21 protein-coding genes and 2 pseudogenes are annotated in these 20917 nt (G+C 59.9%); 20 read left to right on the top strand and 3 right to left on the bottom strand.

The window, feature by feature from the left end:
* Positions 1–184, bottom strand: a pseudogene (locus B2696_RS10625) (HNH endonuclease); the annotation flags it as partial.
* A 288-nt stretch (positions 185–472) separates the two neighbouring features.
* On the opposite strand from B2696_RS10625, the gene rimM reads away from it, so the two are divergent.
* The 13 genes from rimM to B2696_RS10560 all read left to right on the top strand — a co-directional run bounded on the left by rimM (position 473) and on the right by B2696_RS10560 (position 12750).
* Positions 473–973, top strand: coding sequence for a ribosome maturation factor RimM (rimM, locus tag B2696_RS10620; RefSeq protein WP_286955319.1), 501 nt, complete (start codon positions 473–475; stop codon positions 971–973).
* The gene (gene trmD / locus B2696_RS10615) at positions 970–1836 is read left to right on the top strand and encodes a tRNA (guanosine(37)-N1)-methyltransferase TrmD (RefSeq protein WP_286955317.1); all 867 of its coding nucleotides are present in this window, start codon (positions 970–972) and stop codon (positions 1834–1836) included. Before rimM ends, trmD begins: the two co-directional genes overlap by 4 nt.
* A 164-nt stretch (positions 1837–2000) precedes the next feature.
* Positions 2001–2651 carry a hypothetical protein gene (locus B2696_RS10610; RefSeq protein ID WP_075730042.1) on the top strand — a complete coding sequence of 217 codons (651 nt, stop codon included), beginning with the start codon at positions 2001–2003 and terminating at the stop codon, positions 2649–2651.
* 135 nt (positions 2652–2786) lie between these two features.
* Positions 2787–5108 (top strand): Tex family protein, encoded by a 2322-nt coding sequence (locus tag B2696_RS10605; protein ID WP_286955314.1) that lies wholly within the window; start codon positions 2787–2789, stop codon positions 5106–5108.
* 188 nt (positions 5109–5296) lie between these two features.
* Positions 5297–5641 (top strand): 50S ribosomal protein L19, encoded by a 345-nt coding sequence (gene rplS, locus B2696_RS10600; RefSeq protein WP_075730040.1) that lies wholly within the window; start codon positions 5297–5299, stop codon positions 5639–5641.
* Positions 5642–5982: 341 nt separating this feature from the next.
* Positions 5983–6750 (top strand): signal peptidase I, encoded by a 768-nt coding sequence (gene lepB, locus B2696_RS10595; protein ID WP_075730039.1) that lies wholly within the window; start codon positions 5983–5985, stop codon positions 6748–6750.
* Complete coding sequence (lepB, locus tag B2696_RS10590; RefSeq protein WP_286955311.1) at positions 6725–7459, top strand: signal peptidase I; 735 nt, start codon at positions 6725–6727, stop codon at positions 7457–7459. Before lepB (B2696_RS10595) ends, lepB (B2696_RS10590) begins: the two co-directional genes overlap by 26 nt.
* Positions 7446–8087 (top strand): ribonuclease HII, encoded by a 642-nt coding sequence (locus B2696_RS10585; RefSeq protein WP_075730037.1) that lies wholly within the window; start codon positions 7446–7448, stop codon positions 8085–8087. The genes lepB (B2696_RS10590) and B2696_RS10585 overlap by 14 nt, the downstream gene beginning before the upstream one ends.
* Positions 8088–8152: 65 nt before the next feature.
* Positions 8153–8458, top strand: a complete 306-nt coding sequence (locus B2696_RS10580; protein ID WP_075731191.1) for a DUF2469 domain-containing protein — start codon at positions 8153–8155, stop codon at positions 8456–8458.
* A 184-nt stretch (positions 8459–8642) separates the two neighbouring features.
* Complete coding sequence (locus B2696_RS10575) at positions 8643–9026, top strand: YraN family protein (protein WP_075730036.1); 384 nt, start codon at positions 8643–8645, stop codon at positions 9024–9026.
* Positions 9013–10599, top strand: coding sequence for a YifB family Mg chelatase-like AAA ATPase (locus B2696_RS10570; protein WP_286955309.1), 1587 nt, complete (start codon positions 9013–9015; stop codon positions 10597–10599). Before B2696_RS10575 ends, B2696_RS10570 begins: the two co-directional genes overlap by 14 nt.
* Positions 10596–11783, top strand: a complete 1188-nt coding sequence (dprA, locus tag B2696_RS10565) for a DNA-processing protein DprA (RefSeq protein WP_276622383.1) — start codon at positions 10596–10598, stop codon at positions 11781–11783. The genes B2696_RS10570 and dprA overlap by 4 nt, the downstream gene beginning before the upstream one ends.
* A gap of 67 nt (positions 11784–11850) precedes the next feature.
* On the top strand, positions 11851–12750 hold the full coding sequence (locus B2696_RS10560; protein ID WP_286955306.1) for a tyrosine recombinase XerC: 900 nt from the start codon (positions 11851–11853) through the stop codon (positions 12748–12750).
* Between the two features lie 3 nt (positions 12751–12753).
* On the opposite strand, the gene B2696_RS10555 is transcribed toward B2696_RS10560, so the two are convergent.
* Positions 12754–13305 (bottom strand): M23 family metallopeptidase, encoded by a 552-nt coding sequence (locus B2696_RS10555; RefSeq protein ID WP_276622385.1) that lies wholly within the window; start codon positions 13303–13305, stop codon positions 12754–12756.
* 411 nt (positions 13306–13716) lie between these two features.
* Between B2696_RS10555 and rpsB the strand changes: the two genes are divergently transcribed.
* The 5 genes from rpsB (at position 13717) to B2696_RS10530 (ending at position 18202) form a co-directional block, all read left to right on the top strand.
* A complete protein-coding gene (rpsB, locus tag B2696_RS10550; RefSeq protein ID WP_075730032.1) occupies positions 13717–14553 on the top strand; it encodes a 30S ribosomal protein S2 in 837 nt (278 codons plus the stop codon).
* A 269-nt stretch (positions 14554–14822) separates the two neighbouring features.
* Entirely contained in the window at positions 14823–15635 is an 813-nt protein-coding gene (gene tsf, locus B2696_RS10545) for a translation elongation factor Ts (RefSeq protein ID WP_286955304.1), read from the top strand.
* 287 nt (positions 15636–15922) lie between these two features.
* Entirely contained in the window at positions 15923–16609 is a 687-nt protein-coding gene (gene pyrH / locus B2696_RS10540) for a UMP kinase (protein WP_286955322.1), read from the top strand.
* 68 nt (positions 16610–16677) lie between these two features.
* A complete protein-coding gene (gene frr / locus B2696_RS10535; protein WP_276622388.1) occupies positions 16678–17235 on the top strand; it encodes a ribosome recycling factor in 558 nt (185 codons plus the stop codon).
* Between the two features lie 52 nt (positions 17236–17287).
* Positions 17288–18202 (top strand): phosphatidate cytidylyltransferase, encoded by a 915-nt coding sequence (locus B2696_RS10530; protein WP_174775545.1) that lies wholly within the window; start codon positions 17288–17290, stop codon positions 18200–18202.
* A gap of 55 nt (positions 18203–18257) precedes the next feature.
* Here B2696_RS10530 and B2696_RS11605 read toward each other — a convergent pair whose 3' ends face one another.
* The gene (locus tag B2696_RS11605) at positions 18258–18797 is read right to left on the bottom strand and encodes a LapA family protein (protein ID WP_376778881.1); all 540 of its coding nucleotides are present in this window, start codon (positions 18795–18797) and stop codon (positions 18258–18260) included.
* A 93-nt stretch (positions 18798–18890) separates the two neighbouring features.
* Between B2696_RS11605 and rlmN the strand changes: the two genes are divergently transcribed.
* Together rlmN and B2696_RS10515 are read left to right on the top strand one after the other, a co-directional pair.
* Complete coding sequence (rlmN, locus tag B2696_RS10520) at positions 18891–19997, top strand: 23S rRNA (adenine(2503)-C(2))-methyltransferase RlmN (protein ID WP_286955302.1); 1107 nt, start codon at positions 18891–18893, stop codon at positions 19995–19997.
* Positions 19998–20071: 74 nt separating this feature from the next.
* Positions 20072–20908: pseudogene (locus B2696_RS10515) on the top strand (ABC transporter ATP-binding protein).
* Positions 20909–20917 lie beyond the last annotated feature (9 nt).

Raw genomic sequence — 20917 nt, 5'->3', positions numbered from 1 at the left:
CGGCCGAGCGTTGCTTGCCGCTGTAGGGTGTGGGGCCGAAGTAGATGGCGTGCAGGCTTGTAAGCTCGGCGGCATCCTGCGCACTGGCCCCCATCTTCTCGAGGTCCGGGGCAGAAAGCCCCGAGCACTCAGCTACGAGGTCAACACCTCGGCTAAGTTGTGCAAAATACTCCTGCAAGCCCATGACCGCCACGCTAAGGCACCGCCAAGCGGTGCGACAATCCCCAACCGCGCCCAGTAAGGAAACTGTGGAAAACTCACCCGCGCCGGACGCAGTTATCCACAGCTGGGCCGCCTAACCAGAATTAGGCAGTGCGGGAGCAAGGCCATCCGGCCTATCCTGAAGGATTGGGCCCAAGCGGAGGACAACCGACCAACAAAACCAATGCACTCCAAAATCGGAAGAGCGGCTTTAACGGCGTTGTCTCGGCTCGTTACTTGTTGGAGCGTTATAGCGTTTAAGATTCCTGCCATGGAATTAATGATCGGTCGCGTGACTAAATCACATGGAATCAAGGGCGAGGTATCGGTGGACATCACCACCGAAGACCCACAGGCCCGTTTTGCGATCGGGCAGGTGCTGCACGGCCGGCAAGGGGCCAAGTCCCACGAACTGACGGTTGCCTCAGTGCGCCCGCATAAGGGCCGCTTGCTCGTCTCTTTCGAGGAGATTCCTGATCGCACTCAGGCTGACGGTTTGCGTGGCACGCAATTCTTCGCGCCACCACTGGAGTCAGAAGATGATGACGGCTTCTACGATCATGAGCTCGAGGGCCTGCGTGTGATGCACGAAGGGCAAGATATAGGAAAAGTCACGGGTGTCACCCACGGACCGACGCAATCCCTGCTCGAGGTGGAGCTTGAGGGTGGCAAGGCGGCGCTCATTCCCTTCGTGGAGGAGATCGTGCCCGAGGTAGACCTCACGGAAGGCATCTGCGTTATTACCCCGCCGGAAGGGCTGCTCGAGCTATGAGGATAGATGTCGTCACCATCTTCCCGGAGTACCTCGATCCGCTTCGCCACGCCCTGTTGGGCAAGGCTATTGAGCAGGGCAAGCTCCAGGTCGGAGTGCATGATCTGCGGCAGTGGGCCAATGATGGGCATAAGTCCGTCGATGACTCTCCCTATGGCGGGGGTCCAGGCATGGTCATGAAGCCGGAGGTATGGGGCCCCGCGCTGGACGATGTCGCCGCGGGGCGCACGGCCACGCGCGAACTGGATTCATCGCTACCGCACCTCAACCGGCCGCGCCACGATGAGGTTGAAGGGATCGTCGCCCAGCCCTATGGTGCCCCAGCACAAGGCGTTGCGCAGGAGCTGGAAGAAAACCTGCCGCTGCTCATCGTCCCTACTCCTGCGGGAACGCCGTTTACTCAGGCGGATGCCCGCGCGTGGTCGCGCGAGGAGCACGTTGTTTTTGCCTGCGGGCGTTACGAGGGCATCGACCAGCGCGTCATCGAGGATGCCGCCCAGCGCTACCGCGTGAGGGAGGTCTCCATCGGGGACTACGTCCTCATCGGTGGGGAGGTGGCCGCGCTGGTGATTTCTGAGGCTGTTGTGCGTCTTATCCCCGGAGTGTTGGGGAACCAGCGTTCCCACGAGGAGGATTCTTTCTCCGACGGGCTTTTGGAAGGGCCGAGCTATACCAAGCCGCGCGAGTGGCGGGGCCTGTCGGTGCCGGAGGTGCTTACCTCTGGTGACCACGGACGCGTGGATAGGTGGAGGCACGAGCAGTCCTTGTTGCGCACCGCGCAGCGCCGACCCGAGCTGCTAGAGAGCGCAGAGCTAAGCCGCAGCGACCGTGAATTCTTGGAAAAGGAGCGCGGAGGCGCTTAAAGAGCCCTGCGGGGAGATTGCGAAAAGGGGAGTGCTCCCCACTTTTGTGCTGGGGCGTGCAGAGGCGTTTTAGAGTAGGTGACATCGCACAGACAAGAACCTAGTTCATGGCTGTGACCTCGATTTTCTCTCATTCACGTGCTCAGCAGAAGAAGGTACCTCACATGTCTACTCCCCACAACTTTGCTCCCGATTACTCCGTCGCCGAAGCCGCCGCATGGACGGGTGAGCCGGCAGGCAACAAGCGTTCCTCGCTTCCCATCATTGTCGGCGTGGTCGGTGCCGTGGTGGTCTTGGTCGCAGCCATCGTGGTCTTTGCCCTCAACTGGGGCAGCGGATTGACCTCCTCCCCGCGGGCCGAACAAATTGCGATGACGCAGTCTGAGTCTGGCGCGCAGATTGCGCGGGGTACTTCCGCCCCGGCTAGCGCAGCGACTGCGTCTTCTGCTGGTGCCTCTACGGCGGCACAAGAAAAAGAAACCGAGACGGTCACGGTGGAAAAGCCTGCCCCAGCACCAGCACCAGTACCGGCCCCGGCCCCTGCTCCCGTGCAAGGCTCGCCTGCACCGGCTGCGGGCGGAGTGTCCTGGAATGACTACACGCAATACTCCGCACGGACGAGTAATACCTCTGCGGGATTTGCGCAGAACGTCTATCAGGCTTTTATGCAAAGCTATGTCTCGACCGGTTCGCGCTATGTCACAGTGAGCGCCTATTCGCCGGCCACTGGCGGAAACTACACGATGAGCTGTGGCGGCTCTGTTTCCCGCGTCATTTGCTCGGGTGGTGACAACGCCTCAGTATCTATCTACTAGTCACCAGGCGTGGGCCTTGAATGCGTGCCGGGCTTGCTTCCTCTCCTCCGCAATGATGAAGGGGGAGAGGATTTTGGTGTCTAGGTAGTGGGGTAGGTTGGGTGAGTCCGAATGAAAGAGTGAAGGATTTTTCTTGTGAAGATTGCAGCCATCATTGCCACCGAGATAGGTGTCAAGGAATCTCAGGTTGAGACCACCCTGGAGCTTCTGGCGGAGGGCAACACCGTGCCCTTCATTGCCCGCTACCGCAAGGAAGCCACCGGCGGGCTCGATGACTCCCAGCTGCGCACCATCGAAGAGAGGGCGGCCTATCTGCGGGAGCTCGAAGAGCGAAAGCAGACCATCCTGGCCGCCATTGAGGAGCAGGGAAAACTCTCTGACGCGCTGCGAGCGGCCATCATGGGTTGCGAAACCAAGGCTCGCCTTGAAGATCTTTACTTGCCTTATAAAAAACGCCGCAAAACCAAAGCTGATATTGCGCGGGAGGCGGGACTAGAGCCCTTGGTTGATGAGCTCGTCTCCAATCCAACGGCAGACCCACATGTCTTGGCTTCCGCTTATCTCAGCGAGGGTTTTGCAGAAGAAAAGAAGGCCCTTGGAGGGGCGCGATCGATCCTCATCGACCGCTTCGCCGTGGATGCTGACCTCGTCGGCGCCGTGCGTGAGAAGATGTTTTCCAGCGGTTCCATGCAAGCAAGCGTCGTGGCAGGAAAGGAAAAGGAAGGGGCGAAGTTCAAGGACTACTTCGAATTCTCCGAGCCTTTCACGGATCTTCCCTCGCACCGCATCCTGGCACTCCTGCGGGGGGAGAGCGAAGGCGTGCTGCAGCTCCACCTCGATGCGGGAGAGGATGAACTCTACGAGGGGATGATTGCCCAGCGCTTTGATCTGGACACCTCCTCACCATGGTTGGCGGAAGCCGTGCGCTGGGGTTGGCGCACCAAGCTATATATCTCCTCCGGACTCGATACCCGTATGCGTTTGAAGGAGGTCGCAGAAGAAGGAGCACTCAAGGTCTTTGCCACGAATCTGCGCGATGTCCTTTTGGCCGCCCCCGCGGGGCAGCGGGCAACTCTGGGGCTTGATCCCGGCTATCGCAACGGCGTTAAGTGCGCGGCGGTTGACTCCACAGGCAAAGTACTCGATACCGTCGTGGTCTATCCGCATCAACCCCAGAATCGCTGGTCCGAAGCGGTGCAGAAACTCGCTGGGATCTGCGCTGAGAACTCCGTCGATCTGCTGGCCATTGGCAACGGAACCGCTTCGCGGGAAACGGAGAAGCTGGCGGGAGAAGTCGCAGAACTCCTCGTGCGTGCGGGCGGCGCACGTCCTACGCCCGTTGTGGTCTCGGAGGCCGGCGCATCGGTTTATTCCGCCTCTCAGCTGGCCGCAGAAGAGTTCCCGGATATGGACGTCTCCTTGCGTGGCGCGGTTTCTATCGCACGGCGTCTGCAGGATCCATTGGCGGAGCTGGTGAAGATTGATCCGAAGGCCATCGGTGTGGGCCAGTATCAGCATGACGTCAACCAGACCTCCCTCGCCCGTTCCCTTGACGGCGTGGTGGAGGATGCGGTTAACGGGGTCGGCGTGGATCTGAATACCGCCTCGGTGCCACTGTTGGAGCGGGTCGCCGGAATCAACTCCACTATCGCTGCCAATATTGTGGGCTACCGTGATGAGAACGGCGTGTTTTCCTCGCGCAAGGAGCTCAAGAAGGTTCCGCGGTTGGGGCCGAAGGCCTTTCAGCAATCGGCCGGCTTCCTTCGCATCAGCGGCGGCAAGGATCCGCTCGACGCTTCTGCTGTGCACCCTGAGGCCTATCCGGTTGTCAACCGCATTGCCAAGGCCGCAGGCTGCGGGGTGGCCGAGCTCATCGGCAACTCGCGAGTGTTAGGAAACCTCAACCCAGCGGACTTCGCGGATGAGACCTTCGGCATTCCCACCGTCACTGACATCCTCTCCGAGCTGGACAAGCCGGGGCGCGATCCACGCCCAGAGTTCAAGACAGCCACTTTCAAGGAGGGCGTCAACAAGATTTCGGATCTCACTCCGGGAATGATCCTCGAGGGCACGGTGACAAACGTGGCAGCCTTCGGCGCCTTCGTGGATGTGGGAGTGCATCAAGACGGACTAGTGCACGTCTCGGCCATGAGCCGGAAGTTCGTGCAGGATCCCCACGAGGTGGTCAAATCCGGCCAGGTAGTCAAGGTAAAGGTTATGGAGGTAGACACCGAGCGTGCGCGCATTGGGCTCTCCCTGCGCCTCGACGATGAACCCGGTCAGGCTCTTTCCAAGCCGCGACAAGCCCGCGGCGCGGGGGAGCGCACACCGGGCGGCCAGCGGGGCAAGAAGAACCAGGGCGCGGGTGCGCGGCGGCAGCGTGCGAGCGCAAAGAGCCCGAATCTGGCAGGTGGCTCGCTCGCAGAGGCGCTAAAGAAGGCCGGGTTCGGCCACTAGCGCATGTTTGGGGCAACGCTAGGGCTCGTTTAGCTCAACAGTCCCGAAGGGGTACCTTCAGATTTTGAGAAGTACCCCAAAGCTGGCACAATGGCTTTGTTCTATGAAACGGGCACGAACCGGTTAGTTGTTCCACCTCTGTGGGATGGCGCTAGGGTCCTCTGTCTCAAATTGAAAAGGAAATTGCAATGAGCAACATTCTCGACAAGGTCGATGCAGCCCAGCTGCGCAACGATATTCCCGCCTTCCGCCCCGGCGATACCCTTGACGTCAACGTCAAGGTCATCGAGGGCAACAACGAGCGTACCCAGCTGTTCAAGGGTGTGTGCATCCGCCGTCAGGGTTCCGGCATCCGTGAGACCTTCACCGTGCGTAAGGTCTCCTTCGGTATCGGCGTTGAGCGTACCTTCCCGGTTCACTCCCCGAACATCGCCTCCATCGAGGTAGTTCGCCACGGTCGCGTTCGCCGCGCGAAGCTCTACTTCCTGCGCGATCTGCGCGGCAAGAAGGCTCGCCTCAAGGAGCGCCGCTAATCCAGCGCGCGTTTCCGCATCTCCCCACCTCGCCGTCCTCGGCGGGGTGGGGATTTTTCTCTATTCAGCGCAGGTTGAACCTTGAATTCTGGTCCCATGTTGCTGCCCATAAGGGCGACCAGCTAAGGAAAACACGCGCTTCCATCAACTCTTTTGACCCCCAGTTTCGGTGGTTCTTTTGGCTTTAACGTGAACACGTCGGCCTAGTTCTCGCTGTTGCTGCGTGCAAAGATTCTCAATTGGGAAAATGGCAGGCAGTGCACTGATGAAGCTGTCAGATTCCGGGGAATTTCCCGCACGAAGCGCTGGTCTTTCCGATTAGCGGCGCTGCAGTTGCTAGGATGTTTCGCGTGAACGATGACAGTGCAGCATCCGAGAAATCAACCGACTCCGCTAAAGAGAAAAAACAGCTACCGTGGTTGGTAGAAACGTTTCTGGTGGTGGCGGCGGTTCTCGTCGTCGTGGGGCTCTTTCAGAACTTCATCGGTCGGCAGTACGTCATCCCCTCCGGCTCCATGGAGCCCACGCTGCACGGTTGTACAGGGTGCACCAACGATAGGATTTTTACAGAGAAGATTTCCTATTACGGTGACAAGAGCCCCCGCCCAGGTGATGTCGTGGTATTCAAGGGCACAGAGGATTGGAACACTGCTTATCGCTCGCCGCGCAGTGAGAATCCGGTCATCCATGGCATCCAAGACGCCCTGAGTTTTGTTTCTTTGGCGCCGCCGGATGAGAACAACCTAGTCAAGCGCGTGGTTGCCACGGGCGGTCAGGTTGTTTCCTGCCAGGCTGGGGACCCAGCCGTGATGGTGGACGGCAAGCCCATTAACCAAGACTATGTGATGAACCCGCCGACTTATCCCGTCGATCCTTCCACCGGTTCGCAGTCTTGTGGTGGCGCGTACTTCGGCCCTATCACCGTGCCTGAGGGCAATATCTGGGTGATGGGGGATAACCGCACCGCCTCGGCAGATTCGCGCTATCACATGCAAGATGAGTACCAGGGCACCATCCCCGTGGCCAATGTGCGTGGCAAGGTGATGTTCGTGTTCTACCCCTTTAACCGCATCGGCGGGGTCGATGACCCAGACATCCAGGCCTCCTAAAAGCGAGGGCGTGCGTACGCGCGACTTTCTTGGACCAATCGCCGCGGGCTTTGTCATCCTCGTGCTCATCCAGGCTTTCGTGGGGCGCATGTACGTCATTCCCTCCGGCTCGATGGAGCCCACGTTGCACGGCTGTGCCGGCTGCAGCAACGACCGCATCGCTGTGCAGAAGATAAGCTATTACTTTTCTGATCCGCGCCCGGGTGACGTCGTGGTATTCAAGGGTCCCGCTTCTTGGAATAATTCATTCAGCGTCGAGCGCTCCGACAATGTGCTCTTGCGCGGCGTGCAGAACCTCATGGCGGGGATCGGCCTTATGTCCAACGGGGAAAACATACTGGTCAAGAGGGTCATTGCCACGGGTGGACAAGTGGTGAGCTGTCAGGCAGGGGACCGGGCAGTCATGGTTGACGGTCAGCCCATCTCCCAAGACTATGTGCTTGATCCGCCGGAGATTCCTGTGGATGAGGCTGCGGGTTCGCAGCAGTGCGGTGGGACGTACTTCGGCCCAGTGGAGGTTCCCGCCGATAGCGTGTGGGTTATGGGGGATAATCGCAGCAATTCGCTGGACTCGCGCGCGCACCTGGGGGACATGCTCCAGGGCACCGTTCCCACGTCCAATATCCGCGGCAAGGTCGAGGCTGTAGTCTTGCCTTTCTCGCGCATGGGGAAGGTCGAAAGCCCGGACATTTCTCATGCGGCGTCTTAAGCAGCTGCGCACCTATGAGGTGGCACTGTCCAAGGCAGGTTTGGGGCCAGTCGCCGGCGTTGATGAGGCCGGACGAGGCGCCTGCTGCGGGCCGCTGACCATCGCTGCGTGCATTTTGCCGGAGCGGATAATACCGGAGTTGGCCAGCCTGACAGATTCCAAAAAGCTCAGCCCTGCCACTAGGGAGCGTCTTTTTCCTATCATCCAGGACAAGGCGGTGGCCTGGGCGGTGCTCCACATTGGGGCCCGCGACATCGACAAGCACGGCATCCAGCACGCGAATATTTCAGGCATGCGCCGCGCCGTGGCTCAGCTCGGCACTCGGCCGCATTATGTGCTTAGCGACGCCCTCTTCATCCCCGGCGTCGGCCTTCCCCAGCTGCCGATTGTCGGCGGCGATGGCGCTGCGCGGTGCATCGCCGCCGCGAGCGTCTTAGCCAAGGTTTCCCGCGACCGGATCATGGCTGAGCTTGACGCGCGCTACCCCGGATATGGATTGGCTGGCCACAAGGGATATGGGACCGCCGTGCACCGCGCGGCCATTGCACGGCTTGGGGCGTCGCCGCAGCACCGACTGAGCTACCGCAACGTGGCCGAAGCCCACGCGGAGTTTCTCGCGCGCGCCTAGCGCCGGCGCTCGCGCAAGGGGGTTAGGCTATAGCTCGTTATCCCTAAAGAGCGGAGGTAGTGCCCGTGAGCGCTGAGGAACTCGACAACTACGAGGCAGAAGTAGAGCTGTCCCTGTACCGCGAGTATCGCGACGTAGTCAGCCAGTTTTCTTATGTGGTTGAGACTGAGCGTCGCTTCTATCTTGCCAATGCCGTCGAGCTGATCCCCCATACCTCTGGCGCGGATGTCTACTATGAGGTCCGCATGTCCGATGCATGGGTCTGGGATATGTACCGCTCCGCTCGCTTCGTGCGCTACGTGCGGGTCATTACCTTCAAGGACGTCAATATCGAAGAGCTGGATAAGCCAGACTTCGTCCTACCTGATTAAGCCGAGTACTTCCACACTTAAGTCCCCGGTTCCCCCGAAAGCTGTGGATAAAAAGCCGTCGTCTCGCGTTTATCCACAGAATTGGCGTCTCTGCACATATTCCTCCTTGCCTCAAACCGCAGGCTCAACTGAGCTAGAGGGCGAAGCTTTTTTCAGTCGAGATTCGTTTAATCGGGGAGGAATAATGATCAATAAGGGAGACAATCGGCGGGACTTTCGCCACCGCTTGGGAAGAAAGGGCGAGGCCTTTGCCGCGCAGTTCTACCGGCACAGGGGAGCAGAAGTCATCGCCGCAAATGTGCGCTATGCAGTCGGGGAGATAGACCTCATCGTCCGTGAGGCGGATGGAACCCTTGTATTCGTGGAGGTCAAGACTCGCTCGAGCCGCGCCTATGGCGTGGCGGAGGCAGTGACCGGTGCAAAGCTGGCCCGGATGCGCAAGGCCGCGCGGCACTGGTTAGACGGGCGGCCTTTGAGCTCAGTGCGCTTTGACGTGGTCGCGTTGACCCAAGCGGGGGCAGGCTTTGATCTCGAGCACTTCGCGGGGGTGGAGCATGGCTCTCGGTAGGTGTTTGACCACCGCCTTAGACGGCATTTTGGCGCATGTGGTTGGAGTTGAGGCCAACGTGGGGGCGGGGCTGCCTGGGATCCACGTCGTGGGGCTGGCTGATACTGCCATCACAGAATCGCGCTCGAGAATACGTACCGCCATTGCGAACTCTCACCTTCCGTGGCCAAAGACGAAAATTGTGGTCTCCATGTCCCCGGCTTCTTTGCCAAAATCCGGCTCACACTTTGATTTGCCCATGGCGCTGGCGATCCTAAGCGCCGAGCTAGGGGCCCAGGAGCTACCCCATGGCAGCTTCGCCTCCTTTCACGGCAGTCATCCCGGCACGCGCTTGGACTCAACATTGGTGCTCGGTGAACTAGGTTTGGATGGTTCCGTGCGTCCAGTCGCGGGCATACTGCCCGCCCTTTTGGCGGCGCGCGCACAAGGCTATGACACTCTGGTCATTCCTCCAGGCAACGCCTCAGAGGCAGCTCTCGTTTCCGATGTAGAAGTGCTCGTAGCTCCTACCTTGGCCGATGCTTTTGCCTGGGCGTGCGGTGCGCGGGTCTTATCCAAAGCAGCCGTCGTTGCCAAGCAACTTGTACCCAGCGCTGAGCGTCGCGGATTCGAGCAGGCCGCGGACTTTGCAGATATTGCGGGTCAGGCGCCGGCTAAGAAGGCCGCGGAGGTGGCTGCAGCCGGTGGGCACCACCTGATGATGGTGGGGCCGCCCGGCTCTGGAAAGTCGATGATCGCCGCGCGCCTGCCCTCCATTCTGCCGCCTTTAAGCAGGGCACAATCGGTCGAGGCGACCGCCATCCACTCTCTCACCGGCGTGCCGGGGCAGGTTATCCGGCGTGCGCCACTCGTTGCCCCCCATCCTTCCATTACCCGCGCTGCCCTTCTCGGCGGTGGAAGTGGCACTCCACGTCCAGGCGCTGTGAGCCTGGCGCATCATGGTGTCCTTTTCCTCGATGAAGTTAGTGAAGTCGCAGCCCCAGTCCTCGACGCCCTGCGTGCGCCTTTGGAGGAAGGGCACGTGCGTCTCGCGCGTGCTCGCCGTGAAATCCGTTATCCCGCGCAATTCCAGTTGGTTATGGCGGCCAACCCTTGTCGCTGTGCCACCGAAGATCCGGCCAAGTGTTCGTGCCGTTCAGCTGAGCGGCAGCGGTATCTAGCTAACCTTTCTGGTCCTTTGCTCGATCGCCTCGATATCGTCATCGATGTATCGGGGCAATCCGCGGTCATCAACGCTCAGGGCGAGGAGACTTCAGAGACAATAGCGCAGCGTGTTGCTCTGGCACGCGAGCGCGCTGCCCAGCGCTGGGAAAAGGACGGGCTTGAGGCCCGGATCAATGCTGCGGTATCCGCTGGTTATCTGCGCCGGCACCGGCCGGCCTGTGACTCAGCGATGATCCTGCTTTCCGCATATTTGGCGGAGGGCGAGCTTAGTCAACGTGGGGTAGACCGAGTCCTGCGTTTGGCGTGGACACTCGCGGATCTGGCAGGCCGGGCGCAGCCAGATGTCGATGACGTCGGTCGCGCCTTAGACCTGCGGGGCGCAGCGAGCGTGGGAAGGCTAGTGGCATGAGCGAGCTCAATCTCTCCACGCCTGCCCATGTCTGGGCCTATCTCAATCGCGTTGTAGAAGGCCCTAGTCACACGCTGTCGGCATTGTTGGCCCAGTACCCCGCGGAGGAGATCGCTCATGGAATCTATAACGCGGCTGACTGGCTGGGGCCTTTGGCCGCGCTCACAGCCTCGCGCCGCGACTGGCTGCGACAAGAAGTAGATCTCGCAGCAGCCGAGCGCGTGGGCGCCAGGATCATCAGCAGCGACAGTCCCGAGTGGCCGCTGCAGCAGTTTTCCCAGGCCTTCGGCTTTTACCGCAGTGGACAGTCAAGCGCGCCGGCCACTTTCGACGATCAGGCGGCAAGTCCCCATAGCCTGTGGGTGCGGGGAGGAAACCTCGCCGTGGAGCTCTCCCAAGCCCTCGCGCTGGTGGGAACGCGGGCCATTAGCCGCTACGGGTGGGATGCAACCCGGCTTATCGCAGGCGGCCTCGCGGCACGGCAGTGGACCATAGTCTCTGGCGGAGCGCTCGGCGTTGATACCGCGGCTCACTCTGCAGCGATAGAACAAGGGGGGCGCACCGTGGCAGTGGCTGCTTGCGGGATCGATCGCTCCTATCCAGCGCGCAACCAAGGGCTCTTTGACAAGATTGCCCACAACGGCTGCGTGGTCTCTGAGTTCGCGCCGGGCACGGTGCCCAAACGCCACCGCTTCTTAACTCGCAACAGGCTCGTGGCCGCGATGTCAGAGGGTGTTGTGGTGGTAGAAGCAGGCTTTCGCTCTGGGGCTTTGAATACGCTCAACTGGGCAGAGGCCCTTGGCAAAGTTGCCATGGCGGTGCCCGGCCCGGTGACCACGGCAGGTTCTCTGGGTGCTCACTTGCGTATTCAGGAAGGTCGTGCGCAGCTAGTGACCTCAGCAGATGAAATTCGGGCGCTCGTGGGCAAAGCCGGCTCTCTGGATCCAGGAGCACAGTACGAGCTAGATTATGCCCCTTCGCCCCTGCAGCGACTCTCACGCAATGAGCTGCGGGTCTTTGATTCCACGCCGCTGGAGGATGCCGATACTGCCGCGAGTGCGGAGGAGATTGCCGGTGAGGCGCGGCTGAGTGTTGCGCTTACAATCCACCTTCTTGTCACTTTAGAAAAGGCTGGCTTGGTAGCCCGCGCAGGCACGCAGTGGAGAAGGGCAGGAAACTACTAAGTCACGGGGGCCAACCAGCCACAGGGCTTCGCCCGGTATAAAAGTGAATTGAGTACACTCATGTGGCATGAGTCAATCACGAGCGTTCGCGGGGAGTCAGCTGGAAGAGGCGATCGATGACTTCGCCGACTATCAGCGCCTCGTGCGCGGACGCTCTGAGGCTACGGTGCGTGGATACGCCAGCGACCTGCGGGACCTCGCAGCAAGGGTAGAGACTTTTGAAGGACTAAGCCTCAATGTTCTGCGCGAGTGGTTGGCCGCAGCCGTTGCGGCCGGTAAGTCCCGCGCCACGCTAGCCAGAAGGACCGCGTCTATCCGCGCCTTTAGTTCTTGGGCAGTGCGTGAGGGCTATCTAGATACCGACATTGCCGCGCGGCTCGTCTCGCCCAAGGTCCCCAAGCATCTGCCTACGGTCCTCGACGCGCAAGAGTCTAAAGACTTGATGGAAGTCTCGCTCACGAGTGACGAGGCTGAGCAACTGCGTGATAGCGCCATGCTCGAAGTCCTCTACGCAACCGGAATGCGCGTGGCAGAACTGGTGGGGTTGGACGAGGGAGATATTGATTTCTCCCGCCGGGTTGCGCGCGTTACGGGTAAAGGCAATAAGCAGCGAATAGTGCCTTTTGGCCAAGCCGCAGCCACAGCACTCGAGCAGTGGCTGGAGCGCGGACGTCCACTCATGGCCAAGGAAGGCCCGGCTGTGTTTGTAGGCTCGCGTGGAGCGCGCATAAACCAACGCCAAGTGCGACGGGTGGTAGAAAAGGCCGCCGCAATCATCGGGGAAACCGGGCTTACTCCGCACGGGCTGCGGCACTCGGCGGCGACCCAGCTACTTGAGGGGGGCGCAGATCTCCGAGTGGTTCAAGAAATCCTCGGACACTCTTCCTTGCAGACCACACAGGTCTATACCCACGTGTCGGCACAACGCCTCAAAGAGGTTTACTCCCAGGCGCATCCGCGTGCCTAGCTGCTAGAGCACCTTCAAGGGCTTGAGGCGAATGACGGGCATGTCTAAGAGAAGCAGGGGGTTCATGTACGTGTCTTTGCCTGTCAGCACTCCCCAGTGGAGTCCGGGATAACCATCAACGGGGTGTCCCAGCGTGCCGATGACCTGGCCCTCGACGACCGCATCGCCCGCTCTCACGCGGGCGTGGACGGGCTGATACGTGGTGCGCAGCCCATCGGGATGATCGATGGATATAACAGGCTTCCCGGCGACCGAACCGGCAAAAGTTACCACGCCGAACTCGCTCGCGCGCACTTCCGCACCCACATCTAAGGCTAGATCGACGCCGCGGTGGCCAGCTGACCACCTGTGCTCGGGAGCCTTGAAAGGGCGCAGCACCTGACCCGCGGTGGGATCCCCAGTACTGGGGTCTACATAGGCAGCCGCAGGAGCGGGGTAGAAGGTGAGCAGAAGCAGGGTCGCTAAGGCTAAGAGCTGCCCAAGAAGCTTGGCACGTGTACTGCTGTGCCCGGCTATGGATCTTAGACTGGGTGCCAGTTTCGAATTTCTAGTCATGTCAACCAGCATGTGTAAAGAGCGCCGCGCGGCGATAGAGCCAATCGCGCCGCGGTGGATAAAGTGGTGCGCATGGGGCAAAAAGAGCCGCTTGGGGATGTCTGGAGGCATCGCGGGCACAGGCTTTGTGGAAAAGTGGCGGTGCGTTTGGAAAATAGGCTTGTTCGCGGCTATTATTTCTGCCAGCAGTGTGTCTGCTTCCGTGGAGGCCTAAGTTTCCAGGTTAAAGGCACGTTGACTACGCGCGACGAAGCTGTTGCCTTTCCTTCGTGGAGTAGGTGGCCATCCTGAATGACGTGGTCCCCAAGCAATTGGGGTGTTAGACAGGGCTTTCGTTGCTAGGGTGCGGAATAAAACACCGCACATACTTCATTTGAAAACCGAAATACACACATAGAAAGCGAGCGAATCATGGCAGTTGTAACCATGCGCGAGCTCCTCGACGCAGGTGTCCACTTTGGCCACCAGACCCGTCGCTGGAATCCGAAGATGCGTCGTTTCATCTTCACCGACCGTAACGGCATCTACATCATTGACTTGCAGCAGACGCTGACCTATATTGACGAGGCTTTCGAGTTCGTCAAGGAGACCGTTGCGCACGGCGGAACCGTCCTTTTCGTGGGCACCAAGAAGCAGGCTCAGGAAGCTGTCTCCGAAGAGGCAACTCGCGTGGGCATGCCTTATGTTAACCACCGTTGGCTCGGCGGCATGCTGACCAACTTCCAGACCGTTTCCAAGCGCCTCAAGCGTATGAAAGAGCTTCAGGCCATGGATGCGGCAGAGGACGGCTACAAGGGCCGTACCAAGAAGGAAGTTCTCATGCTGACCCGCGAGCGCACCAAGCTCGAGCGCGTCCTCGGCGGCATCGCTGAAATGACCAAGGCTCCTTCCGCACTGTGGATTGTTGATACCAACAAGGAGCACATCGCGGTCAAGGAAGCTCACAAGCTCAACATCCCGGTTGTTGCCATCCTGGACACCAACTGCGATCCAGATGAGGTTGATTTCCCCATTCCGGGCAACGACGATGCTATTCGCGCCACCCGCCTGCTGACCGGCATCATCGCCACCGCGGTCGAAGAGGGCAAGAAGGCTCGCGAAGAGCGCCAGCTCGCCGCGGCCAAGGAAGCTGCCGGAGACTCCGCAGAGAAGGATTCGCGCGACGCCGCTGAGGCAGCTGCCGCTTCCGACCCTGCTTCAGCAGCACCTGAAGCTGAGGCTACGGCAGAGGAGAAGGCTGCAGAGTAATTCTGCAGGCGCCGGCCTCCCTTCCTACGATTAAGGGAGTAAGCGCCTTAGCCTTTCAAAGCTTTATGCGAGCCCCCGCCACCGTGTTCTACGGCGACGGGGGTTAGCTTTTCTTAAAGTGCCACTGGTATTGACGGTGGCGCTGCACTTCAACCACGGCGGTTGGGGGAATAGGCAAAGAAGCTCACCCCTGACACGGCGCGATGACCTCGCGTCGGCTACGCTAATTCAACGAATACTGTTTGAACTCAAGGAGGATCGCCCCAACTATGGCGAACTACACTGCTGCAGACGTCAAGGCGCTGCGTGACGCAACCGGTTCCGGAATGCTCGATTGCAAGAAGGCTCTCGAAGAGGCCGGCGGCGACTACGAGAAGGCCGTCGAAATCCTGCGCATCAAGGGTGCCAAGAACGTGTCCAAGCGCGCTGAGCGCGAGGCTACCGAAGGCCTGATTGCCGTTTCCGGCAACACCATGGTCGAGGTCAACTGCGAGACCGACTTCGTTGCCAAGAACGAGGCATTCAAGGCCTTCGCTGCCAAGATCGCCGAGGCAGCTGCTGCCGCAAAGGCGAACTCGCCGGAGGAATTCAACAACGCTGAGGTCGACGGCAAGAAGATCTCTGAGGCTGTGGACGAGGAGTCCGCAAAGACTGGAGAGAAGCTGCAGGCTCGTCGCGCCGTCACCATCGAGGGCGACAACATTGCGGTTTACCTGCACCAGCGTTCCGCAGACCTGCCCCCAGCAGTGGGCGTGTTGGTGTCCTACGAGGGCAACGCTGAGGGCGCGCACTCCGTCGCTTTGCAGATTGCCGCTATGCAGGCCGAGTACCTCACCCGTGAGGACGTTCCTGCTGAGGTCGTAGAGAAGGAGCGTGCTATCGCCGAGGCCACCACTCGTGAAGAGGGTAAGCCGGAGGCCGCTTTGCCCAAGATCGTGGAAGGCCGTCTCAACGGCTTCTTCAAGTCCATTGTCTTGCTGGATCAGCCTTCTTTGTCTGACTCGAAGAAGACCGTTAAGCAGGTCGCTGATGAGGCCGGCACCACCATCAAGGGCTTCGTTCGCTACGAGGTAGGCGCCTAAAAGCGTCTTATCCCGGTTCGTTACGGGTCACAATTTCTTCACGTTCGCGGGTCATACCGTGAGCACGGGTGGAGTTTGAAACCTCCCCTTCCCAGTGCGGTCGCACGAGGAAGGGGAGGTTTTGTCGTTGCGGGCAGGAGTGCGGTGGGGCACCCGTCGGTGTGAGGTCGGTGTGAGTCTGCGTAGTGAGTGTGGGTAAGATGGAACGGACTGAAAACCAGCCGCGTTAAGGAGACGATGAAGGCGTGACTACCCCCAAACCCGAGCGAACCGGATACAAGCGTGTGATGTTGAAGCTGGGTGGTGAGATGTTCGGCGGCGGCAAAGTCGGCATCGATCCTGACGTTGTGGAAAACGTGGCGCGCCAGATCGCCGAAGTGGCACAGGATGGCGTGGAAATCGCCGTCGTCATCGGTGGCGGAAACTTCTTCCGCGGCGCCGAGCTTTCCCAGCGCGGAATGGACCGTGCACGCTCGGATTACATGGGCATGCTCGGCACCGTGATGAACTCTCTGGCTTTGCAGGACTTCCTGCAGCAGCAGGGCGTCGATTGTCGCGTCCAAACTTCCATTAATATGGCTCAAATCGCCGAACCCTACCTGCCGCTGCGCGCGGCCCGCCACCTGGAAAAGGGGCGCGTGGTTATCTTCGGCGCAGGCATGGGAATGCCTTACTTCTCCACTGACACCACGGCAGCACAACGAGCTTTGGAAATCGGGGCAGAGGTGCTCTTCTTGGCCAAGGCCGTTGACGGTGTCTATTCCGATGATCCGCGCTCGAACCCGGACGCCGAGCTGTACACAGAAATCACTCCCCGTGAGGTCATCGAGAAGGGTCTCAAGGTGGCAGATGCTACTGCCTTCAGCCTGTGCATGGATAACAACATGCCGATCTTGGTATTCAACCTCTTGACCGAGGGCAATATCGCGCGCGCCGCCGCTGGCGAGCCAATTGGAACCTTGGTCCAGTCCTAACCACGGTGGGTGCCAACCTGCTACATTTTTCACCAGTACTATTCTGATTTTCTAGGGAGCCTAGCCTCATGATCGACGATATCCAGCTCGAAGCCGAAGAGCACATGTCCGCCTCGGTGGAACACACCCGCGAACAGCTGGTTACCATTCGCACCGGCCGCGCGAACCCGGCCATGTTCAACGGCCTTGTCGCCGAATACTACGGCGCCCCCACGCCTATCACACAGATGGCGACCATCGCCGTGCCAGAGCCGCGCATGCTGTTGATTAAGCCCTATGAGCAGTCAATGATCCATGAGATTGAAAACGCGATCCGCAACTCGGACTTGGGCGTAAACCCCACCAATGATGGTCAGGTCCTGCGCGTGACAATCCCGCAGTTGACTGAGGAGCGTCGTCGCGACATGGTCAAGCTGGCCAAGAGCAAGGGCGAGGACGGAAAGATTGCCATTCGTAACGTGCGTCGCAAAGCAATGGAACAGCTCAAGAAGCTCCAGAAGGACGGGGATGCCGGAGAAGACGAGGTTGTTGCCGCCGAAAAGGAGATGGAGAAGATCACCTCGGGCTATATTGATCAGGTAGAGAAGCTCGTCGCCAACAAGGAAGCGGAGTTGCTGGAGGTTTAAGCCCCGCATTCTGCGCGTCGCTGTGCTTTTAGTGTGCGGCGGCGCTTTTTCTATGAACCTGGCGAGCCACACGCGCCAAAGGAAGGACTACCCAGTGAGTGAAACCCTTGGTCGCCGTCTACCTAAACCTAGAAATGGTGCGGGCCGTAATGTGCCTACTGCCATTGGGGTGGGCGTCGGACTTGGCGCGCTCGTCGTCTTTTCTGTCTGGGCTGGGCCCCTGGCGTGGTATCTCGTGGTCTCGGTCGCCATTGGCGTGGCAATGTGGGAAGTCCTCACCCGTCTGCGCGAGCACTCTTACTACATACCCCGCACGATGCTTATCATCCTGGGGCAGGCCATGGTGTGGATCTCGTGGTGGATGAACGCCGCGGGCCTCGTGGCCGTGTATGTCACCGCGGTTCTCGTGCTCATGTTCAGCAGGCTTTTCCACAACGGTCGGCACCGTCCGCCGATCAATTACTTGCGCGATACTGCCGTGGGAATCTTTGTCCTGACGTGGATACCCCTCTTTGGCACTTTCGCGGCTATGCTCTCGCACGCGGAGACTCCCTTCGCCTCGGGCGCAGCATCCATTGTCACGTTCATGCTCTGCGTAGTCGCTTCCGATACCGGCGGTTACATCACAGGGGTGATGTTCGGCTCGCACCCGATGGCGCCTGCAGTAAGCCCCAAGAAGTCCTGGGAGGGCTTTGCCGGTTCCATAGTGTTCGGGGTTATCACCGGTGCCCTAGCGTTCAAGTTCCTCCTGCATCACGATGCCTGGGTAGGCGCGCTGATGGGGCTGGCACTCGTATTCTGTGCCACGTTAGGGGACCTCGTGGAATCCCAGTTCAAACGCGAACTCGGAATCAAGGACATGTCCGCCATTTTGCCTGCCCACGGCGGCCTCATGGACCGGCTCGATGGAATGCTTCCCTCAGCCATGATTACGTGGGTGGCAATGAGCTTCCTCACCACGCTTTAGATTTGCTGCGCTCAGGCAGAAAAGCAGGCGTGCTGGCGGTGCCTGCCTGAGTTTCTTAGTTACGCTTGCGCTTGGCCTGTTTGCGCACTTGACGACGTAGCTCCAGCATCCGCAGGCCACCGACCAAGGCCATCAGGAGTGCGCCGGCGACGGCGAAGATGAGGTAGGCAACCCCGGCTGGGAACTCGCCGGACCACTTAAGGAAGTTCATGGGTACCTGTTGTTGATTCTGCATAATAAAGACAATCAACAAGATGAGAAGCAAGAATCCTACGATGAGCCCCACCCAGGTGCTTGCGGCTAGAGATCCCTGAACCGTCTCGGCTTTGTGTTCTTGCTTTTCCTGCTCTTTTTGCAGAGCCTTCTTTTCCTTGCGGCTCAGTTGCGGATCCTCTAGGGCGCCCTCGTAGCTGGCGGGGGACTCGGTATTAGTGGCGCTGTGGTCTGAGGCTGCTTCCTCGAAGGATGGGGTGGCGTCCAACTCCGTAGGGGTGGTGTCGCCAGATTGAGGGGACGCCGATGCTGGAAGATCTGAGGAGGGCCGCAGGGAAGGGTCGGAGGGTAGGTTCTCAGCGGGTTTATCAGGAGTTGTCATATACCCATTTAATCCCGTTCAGTGTCAGTTATGCCACTTCGGCGCACGGGCAATTGGCCAAAAGGCCCAATAAAGTGGAAAATAGGGCGCACCATGGTTGAATCTTTAAAATTAAACTTTTGCGCCCCGCGGCGTGGCCTGCCGCCCAAGCACTTCGCGGATCTTACTGACAACGAGCGTATAGATAAGCTCGCCGAGTTGGGCCTGCCCAAGTTCCGGCTTAAGCAGCTGGCTAAGCACTACTACGTCCATCACACCGATGTAGTCGAAGACATGACGGACATCCCTGCCGATAAGCGTCAGGCTGTACAGGAAGCGCTGTTTCCCACGCTCATGGAGCCCGTCAAGACCACCTCGACCGATGACGGGGAAACCACGAAGTCCCTGTGGCGCCTGCACGATGGAACTCTCCTAGAGTCGGTGTTGATGCGCTATCCCGGCCGAGCTACGCTGTGCATTTCCTCGCAAGCGGGCTGTGGCATGGCTTGCCCCTTCTGCGCCACCGGTCAAGGTGGGCTGGACCGCAATTTGTCCACAGCGGAGATTGTCGAGCAATTCCGGCACGCCGCAGCAGCCATGGACGCGGAAGGCGGCCGCGTGAGCAACGTCGTGTTCATGGGCATGGGTGAGCCACTGGCAAACTACAAGCGCGTGGTGAGCGCCGTGCGCCAGATAACCGGGCAAGACGGCGCCGGTTTCGGGCTTTCGCAGCGTAGCGTCACCGTTTCCACGGTGGGGTTGGCTCCGGCCATCCGCAAGCTTGCCGACGAAGACTTGGCCTGCACCCTCGCAGTTTCCCTGCACACCCCAGATGATGAGCTGCGCGATAGCTTGGTCCCAGTCAACAATCGTTGGCCGGTCGAGGAGGTCCTTGAGGCCGCACGTTACTACGCCGACAAGTCCGCGCGCCGTGTCTCTATTGAGTATGCGCTCATCCGGGATAAGAATGATCAGGATTTCCGCGCCGATCTGCTGGGCAAGAAGCTCCACGCCGCTTTGGGCTCCAAGGTCCACGTCAACGTCATCCCTCTTAACCCCACGCCGGGCTCTGAGTGGGATGCGGCGCCCAAAGCGCGCCAGGATGAGTTTGTCCGCCGTGTCATTGCGCAGGGCGTGCCTTGTACCGTGCGCGATACCAAGGGCGATGAGATCGCTGCGGCCTGCGGCCAGCTCGCTGCTGAAGAGCGCGAGTCGGCATAGGCGCTTTCCCGGACACGTCTGGGTGCGCTTGAGCGCTATGTAAATTGGCACACTAGGGTGGAGAGTTATGTTCTCTGCAACACATAGCGCCGGTCCAGCCTGACCCTGCTGGGGCCGCCTTTGCAGTTCGCAACCTCTCCAAAGCTTTCGCTGGAAAGGCCGCGGTTAATGATCTCAGCCTCGATGTTCCGGTGGGCTCGATCTATGGAATCGTCGGCCCCAATGGCGCGGGCAAAACCACGATGCTGACCATGGCTTGTGGTCTCTAGCGTCCCGATAGCGGCACTTCCTTCATCGTGGGGCACGATATTTGGCGTGATCCACTGCCGGCCAAGCGGGCAATGGGCCTTCTGATGGACGGTGTGCCGGTGTTTGACAGGCTCACCGGTGCGGAATACCTCTATTATCTCGGCGCCCTGCGCTCATTGGATGAGGCTGAAGTGGCTCGGCGCTCCCGAGACCTCCTGGCTAATCTCTCCCTCGCTGAGGCGGCAGATAAGCGCATCGTGGATTATTCGGCAGGAATGACCAAGAAGATTCTCCTCGCCGGCGCGCTATTGCATGATCCAGAGGTCCTCATCCTTGATGAGCCTTTGGAGGCCGTGGATCCTGTTTCCGGAAGAATGATCCAGCAGCTCTTGCGCGCTTTCGCTCGCCGCGGGGGAACGGTCATCCTGTCCTCGCACGTGATGGGGTTGTGTGATCACGTCGCCATTGTCGCCGAAGGGCGGGTGCTCTCCAGCGGCACAGCCGAAGATGTGCGGCAGGGCAGAACCCTCAGTGACATCTTCATCGAGTTGGTCGGCGGGGAAGACCTTGACCCGAGCTCGTTTTCTTGGCTTCGCACGGCTCCAAGCGGACCCGATAGCGCTCGGGGATCAGCTGGGGAGGTCAGTCCTGATGCCAGCTAGAAGCAATGC

The sequence above is a fragment of the Corynebacterium sp. UBA4397 genome (assembly GCF_002390965.1).
In the GTDB taxonomy this organism is placed as follows: Bacteria; Actinomycetota; Actinomycetes; order Mycobacteriales; family Mycobacteriaceae; genus Corynebacterium; species Corynebacterium flavescens.
The sequence above is the reverse complement of the archived record's forward strand: the minus strand, read 5'-3'. Positions and strand labels throughout refer to the sequence as shown.

Bases quoted from the DNA above. Each gene is read 5' to 3' on its own strand.
- B2696_RS10560 (WP_286955306.1), top strand. From the start codon at position 11,851: ATGAGTCAATCACGAGCGTTCGCGGGGAGTCAGCTGGAAGAGGCGATC.
- B2696_RS10585 (WP_075730037.1), top strand. From the start codon at position 7,446: ATGCGGCGTCTTAAGCAGCTGCGCACCTATGAGGTGGCACTGTCCAAG.
- B2696_RS11605 (WP_376778881.1), bottom strand. From the start codon at position 18,797: ATGACAACTCCTGATAAACCCGCTGAGAACCTACCCTCCGACCCTTCC.
- B2696_RS10570 (WP_286955309.1), top strand. From the start codon at position 9,013: ATGGCTCTCGGTAGGTGTTTGACCACCGCCTTAGACGGCATTTTGGCG.
- B2696_RS10575 (WP_075730036.1), top strand. From the start codon at position 8,643: ATGATCAATAAGGGAGACAATCGGCGGGACTTTCGCCACCGCTTGGGA.
- B2696_RS10555 (WP_276622385.1), bottom strand. From the start codon at position 13,305: ATGACTAGAAATTCGAAACTGGCACCCAGTCTAAGATCCATAGCCGGG.
- rplS (WP_075730040.1), top strand. From the start codon at position 5,297: ATGAGCAACATTCTCGACAAGGTCGATGCAGCCCAGCTGCGCAACGAT.
- rlmN (WP_286955302.1), top strand. From the start codon at position 18,891: ATGGTTGAATCTTTAAAATTAAACTTTTGCGCCCCGCGGCGTGGCCTG.
- lepB (WP_286955311.1), top strand. From the start codon at position 6,725: ATGACCCAGACATCCAGGCCTCCTAAAAGCGAGGGCGTGCGTACGCGC.
- rimM (WP_286955319.1), top strand. From the start codon at position 473: ATGGAATTAATGATCGGTCGCGTGACTAAATCACATGGAATCAAGGGC.
- pyrH (WP_286955322.1), top strand. From the start codon at position 15,923: ATGTTGAAGCTGGGTGGTGAGATGTTCGGCGGCGGCAAAGTCGGCATC.
- rpsB (WP_075730032.1), top strand. From the start codon at position 13,717: ATGGCAGTTGTAACCATGCGCGAGCTCCTCGACGCAGGTGTCCACTTT.
- lepB (WP_075730039.1), top strand. From the start codon at position 5,983: ATGTTTCGCGTGAACGATGACAGTGCAGCATCCGAGAAATCAACCGAC.
- frr (WP_276622388.1), top strand. From the start codon at position 16,678: ATGATCGACGATATCCAGCTCGAAGCCGAAGAGCACATGTCCGCCTCG.
- B2696_RS10610 (WP_075730042.1), top strand. From the start codon at position 2,001: ATGTCTACTCCCCACAACTTTGCTCCCGATTACTCCGTCGCCGAAGCC.
- dprA (WP_276622383.1), top strand. From the start codon at position 10,596: ATGAGCGAGCTCAATCTCTCCACGCCTGCCCATGTCTGGGCCTATCTC.
- tsf (WP_286955304.1), top strand. From the start codon at position 14,823: ATGGCGAACTACACTGCTGCAGACGTCAAGGCGCTGCGTGACGCAACC.
- trmD (WP_286955317.1), top strand. From the start codon at position 970: ATGAGGATAGATGTCGTCACCATCTTCCCGGAGTACCTCGATCCGCTT.
- B2696_RS10530 (WP_174775545.1), top strand. From the start codon at position 17,288: ATGAACCTGGCGAGCCACACGCGCCAAAGGAAGGACTACCCAGTGAGT.